General features: G+C 66.2%; 13 protein-coding genes. 10 read left to right on the top strand and 3 right to left on the bottom strand.

What is annotated here, in order from left to right; translation table 11 throughout:
- The first annotated feature begins 71 nt into the window (after window positions 1-71).
- From NLR35_RS19855 to NLR35_RS19815, 9 genes are all read left to right on the top strand, one after another.
- Window positions 72-1568: a CoA-acylating methylmalonate-semialdehyde dehydrogenase gene (locus tag NLR35_RS19855; protein WP_257168210.1), complete on the top strand. Its 1497-nt coding sequence runs from the start codon at window positions 72-74 to the stop codon at window positions 1566-1568.
- Between the two features lie 170 nt (window positions 1569-1738).
- The gene (locus NLR35_RS19850) at window positions 1739-2884 is read left to right on the top strand and encodes an isobutyryl-CoA dehydrogenase (protein ID WP_257168209.1); all 1146 of its coding nucleotides are present in this window, start codon (window positions 1739-1741) and stop codon (window positions 2882-2884) included.
- A complete protein-coding gene (locus NLR35_RS19845; protein ID WP_257168208.1) occupies window positions 2881-3954 on the top strand; it encodes an enoyl-CoA hydratase/isomerase family protein in 1074 nt (357 codons plus the stop codon). The genes NLR35_RS19850 and NLR35_RS19845 overlap by 4 nt, the downstream gene beginning before the upstream one ends.
- A 27-nt stretch (window positions 3955-3981) precedes the next feature.
- A complete protein-coding gene (gene mmsB / locus NLR35_RS19840; protein ID WP_257168207.1) occupies window positions 3982-4872 on the top strand; it encodes a 3-hydroxyisobutyrate dehydrogenase in 891 nt (296 codons plus the stop codon).
- Entirely contained in the window at window positions 4872-6599 is a 1728-nt protein-coding gene (locus NLR35_RS19835) for an AMP-binding protein (RefSeq protein ID WP_257168206.1), read from the top strand. Before mmsB ends, NLR35_RS19835 begins: the two co-directional genes overlap by 1 nt.
- Before the next feature lie 7 nt (window positions 6600-6606).
- Window positions 6607-7083: a MaoC family dehydratase gene (locus tag NLR35_RS19830; protein ID WP_257168205.1), complete on the top strand. Its 477-nt coding sequence runs from the start codon at window positions 6607-6609 to the stop codon at window positions 7081-7083.
- Window positions 7084-7204: 121 nt separating this feature from the next.
- Window positions 7205-8122, top strand: coding sequence for an SDR family NAD(P)-dependent oxidoreductase (locus tag NLR35_RS19825; protein WP_257168204.1), 918 nt, complete (start codon window positions 7205-7207; stop codon window positions 8120-8122).
- A 155-nt stretch (window positions 8123-8277) separates the two neighbouring features.
- On the top strand, window positions 8278-9513 hold the full coding sequence (locus NLR35_RS19820; protein ID WP_257168203.1) for a TIGR03862 family flavoprotein: 1236 nt from the start codon (window positions 8278-8280) through the stop codon (window positions 9511-9513).
- Window positions 9510-9803 (top strand): hypothetical protein, encoded by a 294-nt coding sequence (locus tag NLR35_RS19815; protein ID WP_257168202.1) that lies wholly within the window; start codon window positions 9510-9512, stop codon window positions 9801-9803. Before NLR35_RS19820 ends, NLR35_RS19815 begins: the two co-directional genes overlap by 4 nt.
- A 127-nt stretch (window positions 9804-9930) precedes the next feature.
- Here the strand turns inward: NLR35_RS19815 and NLR35_RS19810 are convergent, their stop codons facing one another.
- From NLR35_RS19810 to NLR35_RS19800, 3 genes are all read right to left on the bottom strand, one after another.
- Complete coding sequence (locus tag NLR35_RS19810) at window positions 9931-11010, bottom strand: D-TA family PLP-dependent enzyme (protein WP_257168201.1); 1080 nt, start codon at window positions 11008-11010, stop codon at window positions 9931-9933.
- A 142-nt stretch (window positions 11011-11152) separates the two neighbouring features.
- Entirely contained in the window at window positions 11153-12973 is a 1821-nt protein-coding gene (locus tag NLR35_RS19805) for an ABC-F family ATP-binding cassette domain-containing protein (protein ID WP_257168200.1), read from the bottom strand.
- Window positions 12974-12977: 4 nt separating this feature from the next.
- Complete coding sequence (locus NLR35_RS19800) at window positions 12978-13472, bottom strand: YaiI/YqxD family protein (RefSeq protein ID WP_257168199.1); 495 nt, start codon at window positions 13470-13472, stop codon at window positions 12978-12980.
- 124 nt (window positions 13473-13596) lie between these two features.
- Between NLR35_RS19800 and NLR35_RS19795 the strand changes: the two genes are divergently transcribed.
- Complete coding sequence (locus NLR35_RS19795) at window positions 13597-14397, top strand: hypothetical protein (protein WP_257168198.1); 801 nt, start codon at window positions 13597-13599, stop codon at window positions 14395-14397.
- Window positions 14398-14517 lie beyond the last annotated feature (120 nt).

Genomic DNA, 14517 nt, shown 5'->3' with positions numbered 1-14517 from the left:
CTTCCCAAACGCCGCAAAGACTGCAAGATGCCGGCCAAATCGGCACTGCTTACCCCTGCGGAGGATACCCCATGCGTTCGATCGGTCATTTCATTGGCGGCAAAGAGGTCAAAGGTACGTCCGGACGGACGGCCGATGTCTTCGAGCCGATGACCGGTGATGTCCAGGCCAAGGTCGCGCTGGCCTCGCGCGCCGAGCTTCGCGCGGCTGTTGAGAACGCCAAGGCCGCGCAGCCGGCCTGGGCCGCGACGAATCCGCAGCGCCGCGCGCGCGTCATGATGAAGTTTTTGGAACTCGCCCAGCGCGACTACGACCAGCTGGCGGAGCTGCTCGCCCGCGAGCACGGCAAGACCGTCCCGGATGCCAAGGGCGACATCCAGCGCGGCCTCGAAGTGGTCGAGTTCGCCTGCGGCATTCCGCATCTGATGAAGGGCGAATACACGGAAGGCGCCGGCCCCGGTATCGACATCTATTCGATGCGCCAGCCGCTCGGTGTCGTTGCCGGCATCACGCCGTTCAATTTCCCGGCGATGATTCCGATGTGGAAGTTCGCGCCGGCCATTGCTTGCGGCAACGCCTTCATCCTGAAGCCCAGCGAGCGCGATCCGGGCGTGCCGATGAAGCTCGCCGAGCTGATGATCGAGGCCGGCCTGCCGGCGGGCATTCTCAACGTCGTCAACGGCGACAAGGAGGCGGTCGACGCCATCCTCGAGGATCCCGATATCATGGCGGTGGGCTTTGTCGGTTCGTCGCCGATCGCGCAGTATATCTATGAGCGCGCGGCCGCGCACGGCAAGCGCTGCCAGTGCTTCGGCGGCGCCAAGAACCACGCCATCATAATGCCCGACGCCGATCTCGACCAGGCGGTCGACGCGCTGATCGGCGCCGGCTACGGTTCGGCCGGCGAGCGGTGCATGGCTGTCTCGGTCGCGGTGCCCGTCGGCAAGACCACGGCGGACCGGCTAATGGAGAAGCTGATCCCGCGAGTCGAGTCCCTGAAGATCGGCACCTCGGTCGATCCGGCGGCCGATTTCGGCCCGTTGGTGACCCGTGAAGCGGTCGAGCGCGTGAAAAACTACGTCGACATCGGCGTCAAGGAAGGCGCGACGCTCGCCGTCGACGGCCGCGGCTTCAAGATGCAGGGCTACGAGAACGGCTTCTACATGGGCGGCTGTCTGTTCGACAACGTCACCAAGGACATGCGGATCTACAAGGAAGAGATCTTCGGTCCCGTTCTGTCGGTCGTTCGGGCCAAGGATTACGCCGAGGCGCTGGCGCTGCCGTCGGATCATGACTACGGCAACGGCGTTGCGATCTTCACCCGCGACGGCGACGCCGCGCGTGACTTCGCCGCCAAGGTCAATGTCGGCATGGTCGGCATCAACGTGCCGATCCCGGTGCCGATCGCCTACTACACCTTCGGCGGCTGGAAGAAGTCCGGCTTCGGCGATCTCAATCAGCACGGCCCGGATTCGATCCGCTTCTACACCAAGACCAAGACCGTCACCTCGCGCTGGCCGTCCGGCGTCAAGGAAGGCGCGGAATTCTCGATCCCGCTCATGAAGTAAGACTCGACGGGAGCCCGGAAAGGCTCCCGTTTCGTCATTGCGAGCGAAGCGAAGCAATCCAGGGCTGCGCGCGTGACTCTGGATTGCGTCGTCGCTTCGCTCCTCGCAATGACGGAGGTTGAGGACACGCCGAACACCAACGAACAAAAATCAGGAAACGCGGAGAACGAATGCAGTTCGCTCTCGATGAGGATCAGATCGCGGTGCGCGAGATGGCGCGCGCCTTCGCAGCCGAGAAGATCGCCCCGCATGCGCTGCGCTGGGACGAGGAGAAGCATTTCCCTGTCGACGTGATGCGCGAGGCCGCAAGCCTCGGCATGGGCGGCATCTACATCCGCGACGACGTCGGCGGCTCGGGTCTGTCCCGCCTCGATGCCGCGCTGATTTTCGAGGCGTTGGCGACGGGGTGCCCGACGGTTTCGGCCTTCATCTCCATCCACAACATGGCGTCGTGGATGATCGACACCTTCGGTACCGAGGCGCAGCGGCAAGCCTATCTGCCGAAGCTCTGCACCATGGATATCATCGCGAGCTACTGTCTGACCGAGCCGGGCGCCGGCTCGGATGCGGCGGCGCTGCGCACCCGCGCGGTGCGCGATGGCGACGACTACGTGCTCAACGGCCAGAAGCAGTTCATCTCCGGCGCCGGCGCCACCGACATTCTCGTCGCCATGGTGCGGACGGGCGCCGATGGTCCCGGCGGCATCTCCACGCTCGTGATCGACGCCAAGACGCCCGGCGTGTCGTTCGGCGCCAATGAGCGCAAGATGGGCTGGAATGCGCAGCCGACCCGCGCCGTGATCTTCGAGAATGCGCGCGTGCCCGTGGCCAACCGCTTGGGCGAAGAGGGTATCGGCTTCAAGATCGCGATGGCCGGGCTCGACGGAGGCCGTCTCAACATCGCGGCGTGCTCGCTCGGCGGCGCGCAAGCCGCACTCGACAAGACGCTGGCCTATACGAAAGAGCGCAAGGCGTTCGGCAAGCGGCTGGACGAATTCCAGGCGCTGCAATTCCGGATCGCCGACATGGCGATCGAGCTGGAGGCCGCGCGCACCTTCCTGTGGCGCGCGGCGGCGGCGCTGGATCGCAAGGATCCGGATGCCACGATGCTGTGCGCGATGGCCAAGCGCTTCGGCACCGATGTGGGCTTCGAGGTCGCCAACCAGGCGCTGCAGCTGCATGGCGGCTATGGCTACCTCAGCGAATACGGCATCGAGAAGATCGTGCGCGATCTGCGCGTGCACCAGATCCTCGAAGGCACCAACGAGATCATGCGCCTGATCGTGTCGCGCAAGCTGATCGAGGGCGCGCGATGAGCGACGTCGAAGGTGACCTGATCGTTCGCCGCGAGGGCTCGGCCGGCATCATCCGGCTGAATCGGCCCAAGGCGATCAATGCGATGACCTTGGAGATGTCGATGGGCATCGACGCGGCGCTCGATCAGTTCGAGGCGGATCCCGCCGTCGCGGTGGTCGTGCTCGAAGGCGCGGGCGAGCGCGGGCTCTGTGCCGGCGGCGACATTCGCGGGCTTTATGAGAGCTCAAAGGTGAATGGCGACCTGGGAAAAGTGTTCTGGCGCCAGGAATACATCATGAATGCGCGCATTGCCGCATTCCCCAAGCCTTACGTCGCCTACATGGACGGCCTGGTGATGGGCGGCGGTGTCGGCCTGTCGGCGCATGGGCGGCACCGCATCGTCACCGAGAAGACCAAGCTCGCGATGCCCGAGGTCGGCCTTGGATTCTTTCCTGATGTCGGCGGCACCTGGCTGCTGTCGCGCGCGCCGGGCGAACTCGGCGCCTATTTCGGCTTGACCGGGCAGACGATGAACGGGCCGGATGCGATCCACGCGCGCTTTGCGGACGCCGTGGTGCCGACCGAAAAGTGGCCGGCGCTGCGCGAGGTCCTGACCAAGGTCAGGCCGGGGACACTGTCGGTCGAGATCGACAGCCTCATCGCAGGCTTCGCCACTGGGGAGACCGCCGGGCCGGTGGCCGCGCAGCAGGCCAAGATCGACGCTTGGTTCGCTCACGACAGCATGCACGACATCTTTGCTTCGCTGGACGCCGATGGCTCCGAGGCGGCGCTCGCGACCCTGAAGACGCTGAAGGAGAAGTCACCGCGCGGCATGGTGGTGACCCTGAAGCTGCTGCGGCTGGCGCGCGGTTCGACGTCGTTGGAGGACTGCCTGGTGCGCGAGTATCGCGCAGCCCTGGAAGTGTTCCGGAGCGATGATTTCCGCGAGGGTGTCCGCGCCGCGATCATCGACAAGGATCGTAACCCGAAATGGTCGCCGCCGGATGTCGATCAGGTGACGCCGGAGATATTGGCGCCGTATCTCGCGGAGATCGGTGCCGACGAGCTGACATTTCCGCAAGCGAGATAATCATCAGGTCGAGGGAGAGAACGAACCATGGCTACGATCGCATTCATCGGCCTCGGCAACATGGGTGGTCCGATGGCCGCCAACCTCGTCAAGGCCGGCCACACGGTGGTCGCGTTCGATCTGGTGGAGGCCTCGCGCACGCAGGCCAAGGCTGATGGCGCGGAGATCGCGGACAGCGCCGTTGCGGCGGTCAAGGGCGCCGACGCGGTCGTCACCATGCTGCCGGCCGGCAAGCATGTGCTGGCGGTCTGGAATGAGATCGTGCCTGTGATGAGCAAGGGCACGTTGGTCATCGACTCCTCCACCATCGACGTCGAGAGCGCACGATCAGCGCATGCGCTCGCCGCCAAGCACGGCATCAACGCCGTCGACGCACCCGTGTCGGGCGGCACGGGCGGCGCGAAGGCCGCGACGCTCACCTTCATGTGCGGCGGCGAGGAGGGGGCGTTCGCGGCGGCCAAGCCGATCCTGGAAAAGATGGGCAAGAAGATCGTCCATTGCGGCGGGGCAGGCGCCGGGCAGGCGGCCAAGATCTGCAACAACATGATCCTGGGCATTTCGATGATCGCGGTCGGCGAGGCCTTTGCGTTGGGCGAGAAGCTCGGCCTGTCGCATCAGGCGCTGTTCGACGTCGCCTCGACCTCGTCGGGGCAGTGCTGGTCGCTGACGTCGTATTGCCCGGTGCCCGGGCCGGTGCCGGCCTCGCCTGCCAACAACGACTACAAGCCGGGCTTTGCGACCGCGCTGATGCTGAAGGATCTCACGCTGTCGCAGGACGCGGCCAAGGCGGCCGGCGCCGCGACGCCGCTCGGCCAGCACGCGCAGGAAATCTATAAGGCGTTCGAGGCGGCCGGCCATGGCGGCGTCGACTTTTCGGGGATCATTCAGCACGTCCGCAAGCTCGCCGGGACCACCTGATGACGACATTCAAGGACGCACGCGCGTTTCTGCTGGCGCATCGCACCGACTACGATGCCGCGGTGAAGGGCTTTCGCTGGCCCGATCCGGTGCCGTTCAACTGGGCGCTCGACTGGTTCGATGCCGAGCTCGCGTCCGATCCGGACAGCCGCGAGCGCACCGCGCTGTGGATCTTCGATGCGGCGCAGGATCGCCAGACGAAACTGTCCTTTGCCGCGCTGTCGCGGCGCTCGAACCAGGTCGCCAACTTCCTGCGCGCGCAGGGACTGAAGCGCGGCGATCATCTGCTGCTGCTGCTCGGCAATGTCGTGCCGCTGTGGGAGACGATGCTGGCGGCGATGAAGCTCGGGGTCGTGGTGATCCCCGCGACGACGTTGCTGACCATCGACGAACTGCGTGACCGGCTGGAGCGCGGCCGCGCGAAGGCCGTCGTCGCCGCGCAGGATCAGGTGGCGAAGTTCGCCGACCTCGGCGCGGATGATCTGGTCCGCATCGTCGTGGGGACGACGACATCAGCCGGTTGGCTGCCGTTCGAGCAGGCCGCCGACGCTGCCGAGGCGTTCACGCCGGATGGTCCGACGCAGCCTGATGATCCGATGCTGCTGTATTTCACGTCCGGCACGACGGCCAAGCCGAAGCTGGTGCGGCACAGCCATCGCAGCTACCCGGTCGGTCATCTCTCGACGATGTACTGGCTCGGCCTGCAGCCGGGCGACGTGCATCTCAACATCTCCTCGCCGGGCTGGGCCAAGCACGCCTGGAGCTGCTTCTTCTCACCGTGGAATGCGGGCGCCACCGTCTTCGTCGTCAACCAGCCGCGCTTCGACGCCAAGGGGCTGCTCGCGATCGTCAAGCGGTGTGGCGTGACGACATTGTGCGCGCCGCCGACCGTGTGGCGGCTGTTCATCCAGGAGCATCTCGCCGACTTCAAGGTGTCCTTGCGCGAGGCATGCGGCGCCGGCGAGCCGTTGAATCCCGAGGTGATCGATCAGGTCCGTGCCGCCTGGGGGCTCACCATTCGCGATGGCTACGGCCAGACGGAGACCGCTGCGATCTGCGGCAACTCGCCGGGGCAGAAACTGAAGATCGGCTCGATGGGCCGGCCGTTGCCGGGCTATCGCGTCGAGGTCGCCGACATCGATGGCAATCCGGCGAGCGAGGGTGAGATCACGCTGGCGCTGTCGGGCGAGCGTCCCGCCGGTCTGATGCAGGGTTATCAGGGCGACGACGGCAAGCTGTCCGGCGCCGATGGCGCGCGCTATCGCACCGGCGACGTCGTGTTCCAGGACGAAGAGGGCTATCTCACTTTCGTCGGCCGCTCCGACGATGTGTTCAAGTCGTCAGACTATCGCATTTCGCCGTTCGAGTTGGAGAGCGTGCTGCTGGAGCACGAGGCCGTGGCCGAGGCCGCGGTGGTGCCGAGCCCCGATCCGATCCGGCTTGCGATCCCCAAAGCCTATGTTTTGCTGACATCGGGCGCGGAGCGCTCGCGCGCGACCGCGTTGTCGATCTTCGAGCATCTCGCCGCGCGACTCGCGCCGTTCAAGCGCATCCGCCGGCTCGAGCTGGTCAGCGAGCTGCCGAAGACGATCTCCGGCAAGATCCGCCGCGTGCAGCTGCGCCGGCTGGAGCATGACGACAACCGCACGGATCATCTGCGCGGCACGGAGTTCAAGGAAGAGGATTTTCCGGAGCTGAAGATCAGACCGTCCGGGCACGAGGTGTAGGGAACGCATGAACAAGATCTGGAAGAAGCCGCCGATATCGCTGGAAGCCTATCAGGCCATGGTCGGCCAGGAGATCGGCGTATCGTCATGGCACGTGCTCGATCAGCAGCGGATCGATACCTATGCCGATGTGATCGAGGATCATCAGTTCATCCATGTCGATCCCGAGCAGGCCAAGGCGACGCCGTTCGGCACCACGATCGCGCACGGCTTTCTCACCATGTCGCTGCTGTCGGTGATGTCCTACGAGGTCATGCCCGCGATCGAGGGCACGGCGATGGGCGTCAATTACGGCTTCGACAAGCTGCGCTTCATCTCGCCGGTGAAATCCGGCAAGCGCGTGCGCGGCCGCTTCGTGCTGGCGGAAGCCACGCTGCGCAAGCCGAAGGAGTTGCAGTCGCGCACCCATGTCACGGTCGAGATCGAGGGCGAGGACAAGCCCGCTTTGGTCGCCGACTGGATCGGGCTGATTTATCTGAGCTAACCGCACCTCATCCTCCTCTCGTCATCACCGGGCTTGACCCGGCGATCCATCCCACTGATCGAAAGTGATGGATGCCCGGGTCAAGCCCGGGCATGACGACCTAACTGATAGGACAAACATCATGGCAATCAGATTCGACGGACGCGTCGCCATCGTCACCGGCGCAGGCAATGGTCTCGGGCGTGCGCATGCGCTGGGGCTGGCAAGCCGCGGCGCCAAGGTCGTCGTCAACGATTTCGGCGGCGCGCGCGACGGCACCGGCGGCTCGATGACCGCGGCGGAGACCGTGGTCGAGGAAATCCGGAAAGCCGGCGGCACCGCGATGGCTGACGGTGCCGACGTATCGAACTTCGAGCAGATCACCGCGATGGTCGAGCGCGCCACCAAGGAGTGGGGCAGCGTCGACATCATGTGCGCCAATGCCGGCATCCTCAGAGACAAGTCGTTCGGCAAGATGGAAGTGGCCGATTTCGCCAAGGTGCTCGACGTGCATCTGGTCGGCAGCTTCTACTGCTGCAAGGCGGTGTGGAACGGCATGCGCGAGCGCAACTACGGCCGCATCGTGCTGACGACGTCGTCCTCCGGCCTGTTCGGCAATTTCGGCCAGGCCAATTACGGCGCGGCGAAAACCGGCATGGTCGGCCTGATGAACGTGCTGGCGGAGGAGGGCCGCAAGACCAACATCCGCGTCAACATCATCTCGCCGACCGCGGCCACCCGCATGACCGAGGAACTGCTGCCGCCGCAGGCGCTGCAGCTGATGAAGCCGGAATCGATTACGCCCGCGGTCGAGTATCTGCTGAGCGAGGACGCGCCGACCCGCACCATCATGGGCGCCGGCGCGGGCTCGTTCGCGGTGATCAGGATCCTCGAGAGCGAGGGCATCAACCTGCCGCCGGAGGAGTGGACGCCGGACGCGATCGCGGCGCATTTCGCCGAGATCAGCGACATGTCCAAGGCACGCGCGCTGCAGGGCGCGTTCGAGCAGACGCAGAAATATGTCGGTCAGGCCGCGGCGCGCTTGGGGATCAAGCTGTAAAGCACAGTCGGCATCCCACCCTCCGCCGTCATGGCCGGGCTTGACCCGGCCATCCACGCCTTTGGCACCACCGGCGTGGACAGGCGTGGATGCCCGGGTCAAGCCCGGGCATGACGACCTTTGGTTTGGTGGGCCGGGCGGCCTAAACTGACAACATGTCTTCTAAACGCATTGCAGTTATTGGAGCAGGCCCGGCCGGGCTGATGGCCGCGGAGGTGCTGGCCGAAGGCGGAGCCGCGGTCACCGTCTACGACGCGATGCCATCGGCAGCGCGCAAGTTTCTGATGGCTGGACGCGGCGGGCTCAATCTGACGCATAGCGAGGAGTTGCCGGCGTTCCTCGCGCGCTATCGCGAAGCCGCACCGTGGCTGGCACCAGCCGTCACCGCGTTCTCACCGCAACACCTGCGCGACTGGTGCGAGGCGTTGGGCGAGCCGACCTTCGTTGGCTCTTCCGGCCGGGTGTTTCCGGTCGCGATGAAAGCCTCGCCGCTGCTGCGGGCCTGGCTGCGCCGGCTCGATGGGCAGGGTGTCCGCGTCGAGCCGCGGCATCGCTGGACCGGCTGGGACGATCAGGGCCATCTCATCTTTGCAACGCCAAACGGTACGCACACCGTGGTAACCGATGCTACCGTCCTCGCGCTTGGCGGCGCCAGCTGGCCGCGGCTCGGCTCCGACGGCGGCTGGGTGCCGATTCTCGCAGCAAAAGGCATCGCGATCGCGCCGCTGCGGCCCGCCAATTGCGGCTTCATTGTCGGCTGGTCGGACCTCTTCCGCGACCGCTTCGAGGGCCAGCCGCTGAAAGGCATCGCGCTGTCCTTCGGCGAGCGCAGCGTGCGCGGTGAAGCCGTGATCACGCGCGACGGCATCGAGGGAGGCGCGGTCTACGCGCTGTCGGCCGAATTGCGCGAGGCCATCGCGCTGAATGGCGAGGCGACGCTGCACGTCGCGCTGCGGCCCGATGTCGATGCCGCTGATCTGGTCAGGAGGCTATCGGCTCCGCGTGGAAAACAGTCGTTCTCGAATGTGTTGCGCAAGGCGCTGCAACTCTCTCCGGTCGCAATCGGACTCTTGCAGGAGGTCGCAAAGACGCAAGGGCAGTCGTTGTCTTCGCTGCCGCCCGATCGTCTCGCTGCGCTCGTCAACGCCGTCCCGATCAAGCTGACGGGCACCGCCGGGCTGGCGCGCGCCATTTCCAGCGCCGGCGGCATCGCGCGCGACGAGCTCGATTCCAATTTCATGCTGCGCCGACTGGCCGGCGTATTCGCTGCGGGCGAAATGCTGGATTGGGAGGCCCCGACCGGCGGCTATCTGCTGCAAGCGTCGTTTGCGACCGGTGTGGCTGCGGGGAAGGGCGTGTTGAAGTGGCTGAAGGGGACCGGGCCGTCATGACCGATCTGCTGCTCGAGTCCTGGTTTGTGGTCACCGAAGATCATGTGCGGACGAGATTCGAGGCCGAGCTGGCCCGCGAAATTGCTCGCGGTCATGCACTGGCAAATCTATCCGGTAGCATCATCGCAAAGCGTGACGATTGCGATGATGTCCTCGTTGCATTGAGCGACGGCCGCGTGGCCGTGGTGCACCTCTCGTGGTCCGGCCGTCGTGAAGCCGACCCTCGGTGGCCGAGAACCGTGATCTACGACTCGCTCGACGATTGGCGTATGTCTCTCGACCGACTGTGATTTCGGAAGGAGCCAGCCTCGAATTCCGCCGTCATTGCGAGCGAAGCGAAGCAATCCAGGGCGACGCGTGCCGCTCTGGATTGCTTCGTCGCTTCGCTCCTCGCAATGACGACGGAGAGAGAGGGGCCTACCGCAGCTTGCCTCGTGCCGCGACCGGCAGCGTGCCCAGGATCTCCTCCCCGCGGACCATCACGACCTCGTCCATCATGTTGACGACGACGCAGACGTGGTTCGGGACGATGCGGACGACGTCGCCGACATTGGGGCGGGTGTTGCTGCGGGAGAGGTCGAGGAAGCCGTGCTCCTCGGCGAAGCGGGCGATCTTGGCTTCCGGATGCTCCAGGATCAGGCCGTGGCCGTCGAGGCCGCCGGTGTCGGTGGTCAATGTCTTGGAGCCGGCGTCGAGGATGCCGCGTTCGGGCGCGGCGCGGCTGACGACGGTGGAGTAGATGTGCAGCGCGCAGTCGTCCCAGCCGGCGACGCCGGCGGCGACCTGCATGCGGTCGTTGTAGATGTAGGTGCCCGGGCGATGCTCGGTGGCGCCCTTGAGCTTGCCCAGGTTCTTCAGGTTCGGCGAGCCGCCGGTCGAGACGATGCTGGCCTCCAGCCCCTCCGCGCGGACGCCTGCCAGCGCCTCGTCGTAGAAGCGCTGTGCGTCCTCCCAGCCGGACTCGGTCGGGTACAGCATGAAGCCCGCGAAGCGCAGGCCTTCGCTGGCCTTGATCTGGCGCGCGAGCTGGATCGCCTGGGCAGGTGTCTCGACGCCGGCGCGCTTGCGCCCCGTGTCGCATTCGACCACGACCGAGAGCGTGCGGCCCGACTGCTTCGCCGCCTGCGGCAGGCCGGCGATGACGGTCGCGTTATCGGCGGCGACGGTCATGTCGGCCTTCGCCTGCAGCGCGGCGAGGCGGGCCATCTTCTCCTCGCCGATCAGATTGTAGCTGATCAGGATGTCGGCGATGCCCGCGTCCGCCATGATCTCGGCCTCGCCGATCTTCTGGCAGGTGATGCCCTGTGCGCCCGCCTCGATCTGCAGCTTGGCCAGAACAGGACTCTTGTGCGTCTTGATGTGCGGCCGGTTGGCGACGCCCGCCGCGGCGCATTGCGCCTGGATACGCGCGATGTTGCGCTCGACCTTGTCCATGTCGATGACGGCGCAGGGCGTGCCGTACTCCCGGGCGATCTTGGCGGCGAGCGGGGTGGTCATGTCGTAGGCTCCATCATCGACGGTGGGAAAGCTTGTCCCATCAAACGTAGGGTGGGCAAAGCGAAGCGTGCCCACCGTCTTCTGTTGCGCAAGGATTCGGTGGGCACGGCGCTTGCGCGCCTTTGCCCACCCTACGGCAGCGTCACGCGCCCTCGATCTCCTCGCGCAGGACTTCGAGCTCGAGCCAGCGGTCTTCGGCGGCGGTGAGCTCGGCCTGCGCGGTGGCGAGTGCGAGAGAGGCGGCGTCGAATTTTTTGCGATCCTTCGAATAGAGCGCGGGGTCGTCGAGCAGCTTCTGCTGTTTCGCGATCTCGGACTGCAGCTTCTTGATCGTCTTCGGCAACGTCTCCAGCGCGTGCTTCTCGTTGAAGGACATCTTGCGCTTCGGCGTGCTCGAAGGCGCCGCAGCAGGCTTCGCTGCCTTCTTGTCATCAGCCGCTGCCGCGGCCGCAGCCGCATGCTCGCGCTTCAGGTCGGCGCCACGCTGGACCAGCATGTCGCTATAGCCGCCGGCATATTCCTGCCATTTGCCGTTGCCCTCGGGCACGATCACCGAGGTGACGACGCGGTCGAGGAAGTCGCGGTCGTGGCTGATCAGGATGACCGTGCCCTCGTAGTCGCCGAGCATGTCCTCGAGCACGTCCAAGGTCTCCAGGTCGAGATCGTTGGTCGGCTCGTCCAGCACCAGCAGGTTCGACGGCTTGGCCAGCGCGCGCGCCAGCATCAGCCGGCCGCGCTCGCCGCCGGAGAGCACTTCGAGCGGCGTCCGCATCTGCTCACGCGAAAACAGGAAGTCCTCCATGTAGCCGACGACGTGCTTCGGCTTGCCGGCCACCATGACGTGATCGCCGCGGCCGCCGGTCAGCGCCTCCGCGAGCGTGGTGCGGGGATCGAGACTCTCGCGATGCTGGTCGAGCGTCGCGGTCTCCAGATTGACACCGAGGCGGATGCTGCCGCTGTCAGGCTCGCTGCCGCCGGTGAGCAGGTTGACCAGCGTGGTCTTGCCGGCGCCGTTGGGGCCGACGATGCCGATACGGTCGCCACGCTGGATGCGGATGGAGAAATTGTCGACGATCTTGCGATCGCCGTAGCTCTTCGTCGCACCCTTGGCCTCGATCACCAGCTTACCGGACTTGTCAGCCTCGGCGGCGGCAAGATTGGCGCTGCCCGCCGTGCCGCGATAGTCGCGGCGCTGCTGGCGCAGCGCATGCAGATTGGCGAGCCGCTTGACGTTGCGCTTGCGCCGCCCCGACACGCCGTGGCGCAGCCAGTGTTCCTCGTTGACGATCTTGCGGTTGAGCTTGTGCTGCTCGCGCTCTTCCTCGGCCAGAACCTCGTCGCGCCACGCCTCGAAGCCGGCGAAGCCGCGGTCGATCTGCTTGATCTGGCCGCGGTCGAGCCAGGCGGTGGCGCGCGACAGGTTGGTCAGGAAGCGGCGGTCATGGCTGATCAGCACCAGCGCGCAGCGGCGGCCGTCGAGCTCGTTCTCCAGCCACTCGATGGTGGTGAGATCGAGATGGTTGGTCGGCTCGTCCAGCAGCAGGATATCGGGATTGGGTGCGAGCACGCGCGCCAGCGCCGCACGGCGTGCCTCGCCGCCGGAGACATGTGCGGGATCCTCCTCGCCAGACAGCCCGAGCTGCTCGACCAGATAGCGCGCCTGATAGTGATCGTCGCCCGGTCCAAGCCCAGCCTCGACGTAGGACAGGGTCGTGGCATGGCCGGAGAAATCCGGCTCCTGCGGCAGATAGCGCACGGTGGCGCCCGGCTGCACGAAGCGCGTGCCGCTGTCGCAATCGACGAGGCCGGCGGCGATCTTGAGCAGCGTCGACTTGCCGGAGCCGTTGCGGCCGATCAGGCAGACGCGCTCGCCGGGCGAGACGGAGAGCTCCACGCCTTGCAGCAGGGCCGTGCCGCCGAAGGTCAGGCGGATGTCTTTCAATTGGATGAGAGGCGGCGCCATAATGCTAACTCTGTTGCTGGACCCGCGCGGCGCGTTGGCGCTGCACGCGGCGGATCGTGGTGTCGAGGGTGGAGAGGAAGGTGGAGCGGTCGCGCGGCGTAAACGAGCGCGGGCCGCCGGTGACTTCGCCGGACGAGCGCAGGTCCGTCATCAGGTTGCGCACCGCGAGCGTCATGCCGATCGACTCCTCCGTGAACGGCTTGCCGTTCGGCGCGATCACGGCGCTGCCCGCCTTGACGCAGCGGCTCGCCAGCGGAATGTCCGCGGTGATGACGATGTCGTCTGCGGTGGTGCGTTCGGCGATCCAGTCGTCCGCGGCATCCATGCCGCTGCCGGCCGCGATGCGCGTGATCAGCGGATCGTCCGGCACGCGGATGAAGCCGCCGGCGACGACGACCACCGGCAGGCCGTGCCGGATCGCGACGCGGTAGATCTCGTCCTTCACCGGGCAGGCGTCGGCGTCGACATAGATGGTGGTCGGGGCGGTTTGGAGCGTCATCGGGCCTTCATTCGGGATGGCCGGTTGGTACTCCATCACGGTGCGAATTGCGAGCCAAACGCGGACCTTGCCAGGGGCTTTCCGGCCGGTACCATCGCCGGAAAAGGGTCAAAGGGAGGCAAGGATGACGGGCGACATTGCGCCTTATGCGGTCGAGGCGTTCAACACGGCCAAGCAGTCCGAGAACAAGATGCACGACGACAGCGTTGCCCGCCGCTTCGGCTTCGCCGGCGGGCTCGTGCCGGGTGTCGAGGTGCTGGCCTATATGCTGCACCAGCCGGTCGCGCGCTGGGGGCGGGCGTTCCTGGAGCGTGGGCTGATCGAGGCGCGGTTCATCAAGCCGGTCTATGACGGGGAGATCGCGGAGGTCAGGGCGAACGGGGAGGGCGATGGCCTTGCGCTGGAGGTGCTGAGCCAGGGGCAACTCTGCGCCACGGGTTCCGCATCATTGCCGACGACGGTCCCCAATGTGCTTCTGTCCGAGTACCGCGACGTTCCGCTGGCGGCCGTGCGACCGCCGGTCGGCGCAGACTCGTTCGCGCTCGGCAGCTGGCTCGGCACGGCGCCGCGCGCCTGGCCGGGGCAGGCGGCCACGATGTACCTCGATGAGATCCGCGAGCGCGATCCACGCTATGCCGCCGAACGGCTCGGCCATCCCGGCATGCTGCAGCGGGTGATGAACCGGCTGCTGGTCGACAATGTCGTGCTCGGCCCGTGGATTCACGTCGGCAGCCGGATGCAACTTCTGGCGGTGATCGCCGATACCGACGAGATCACGGCGCGAGGCCGCGTGGTTGCCAACTACGAGAAGAAGGGCCACCGCTTCGTCGAGATCGATGCGCTGGTGGTCGCAAACGGTACGCGGCCGCTCGCGCACTGCCACCACGTCGCGATCTATCAACCGCGCGCGCAGGCGGCGGTGTAGCGCTTGAAGGCGAAAGAGGTAGGCTGTCCCCAATCAGTCAGTCGTCATGGCCGGGCTTGTCCCGGGCATCCACGTCGCGGGTCACCTGCTGCTCGTGGATGGCCGGGTCAAGCCCGGCCA

The sequence above is a fragment of the Bradyrhizobium sp. SRS-191 genome, assembly GCF_024586915.1.
In the GTDB taxonomy this organism is placed as follows: domain Bacteria; phylum Pseudomonadota; class Alphaproteobacteria; order Rhizobiales; family Xanthobacteraceae; genus Bradyrhizobium.
Note: the sequence above shows the minus strand (reverse complement) of the source record. Positions and strands in the feature narration are given on the sequence as shown.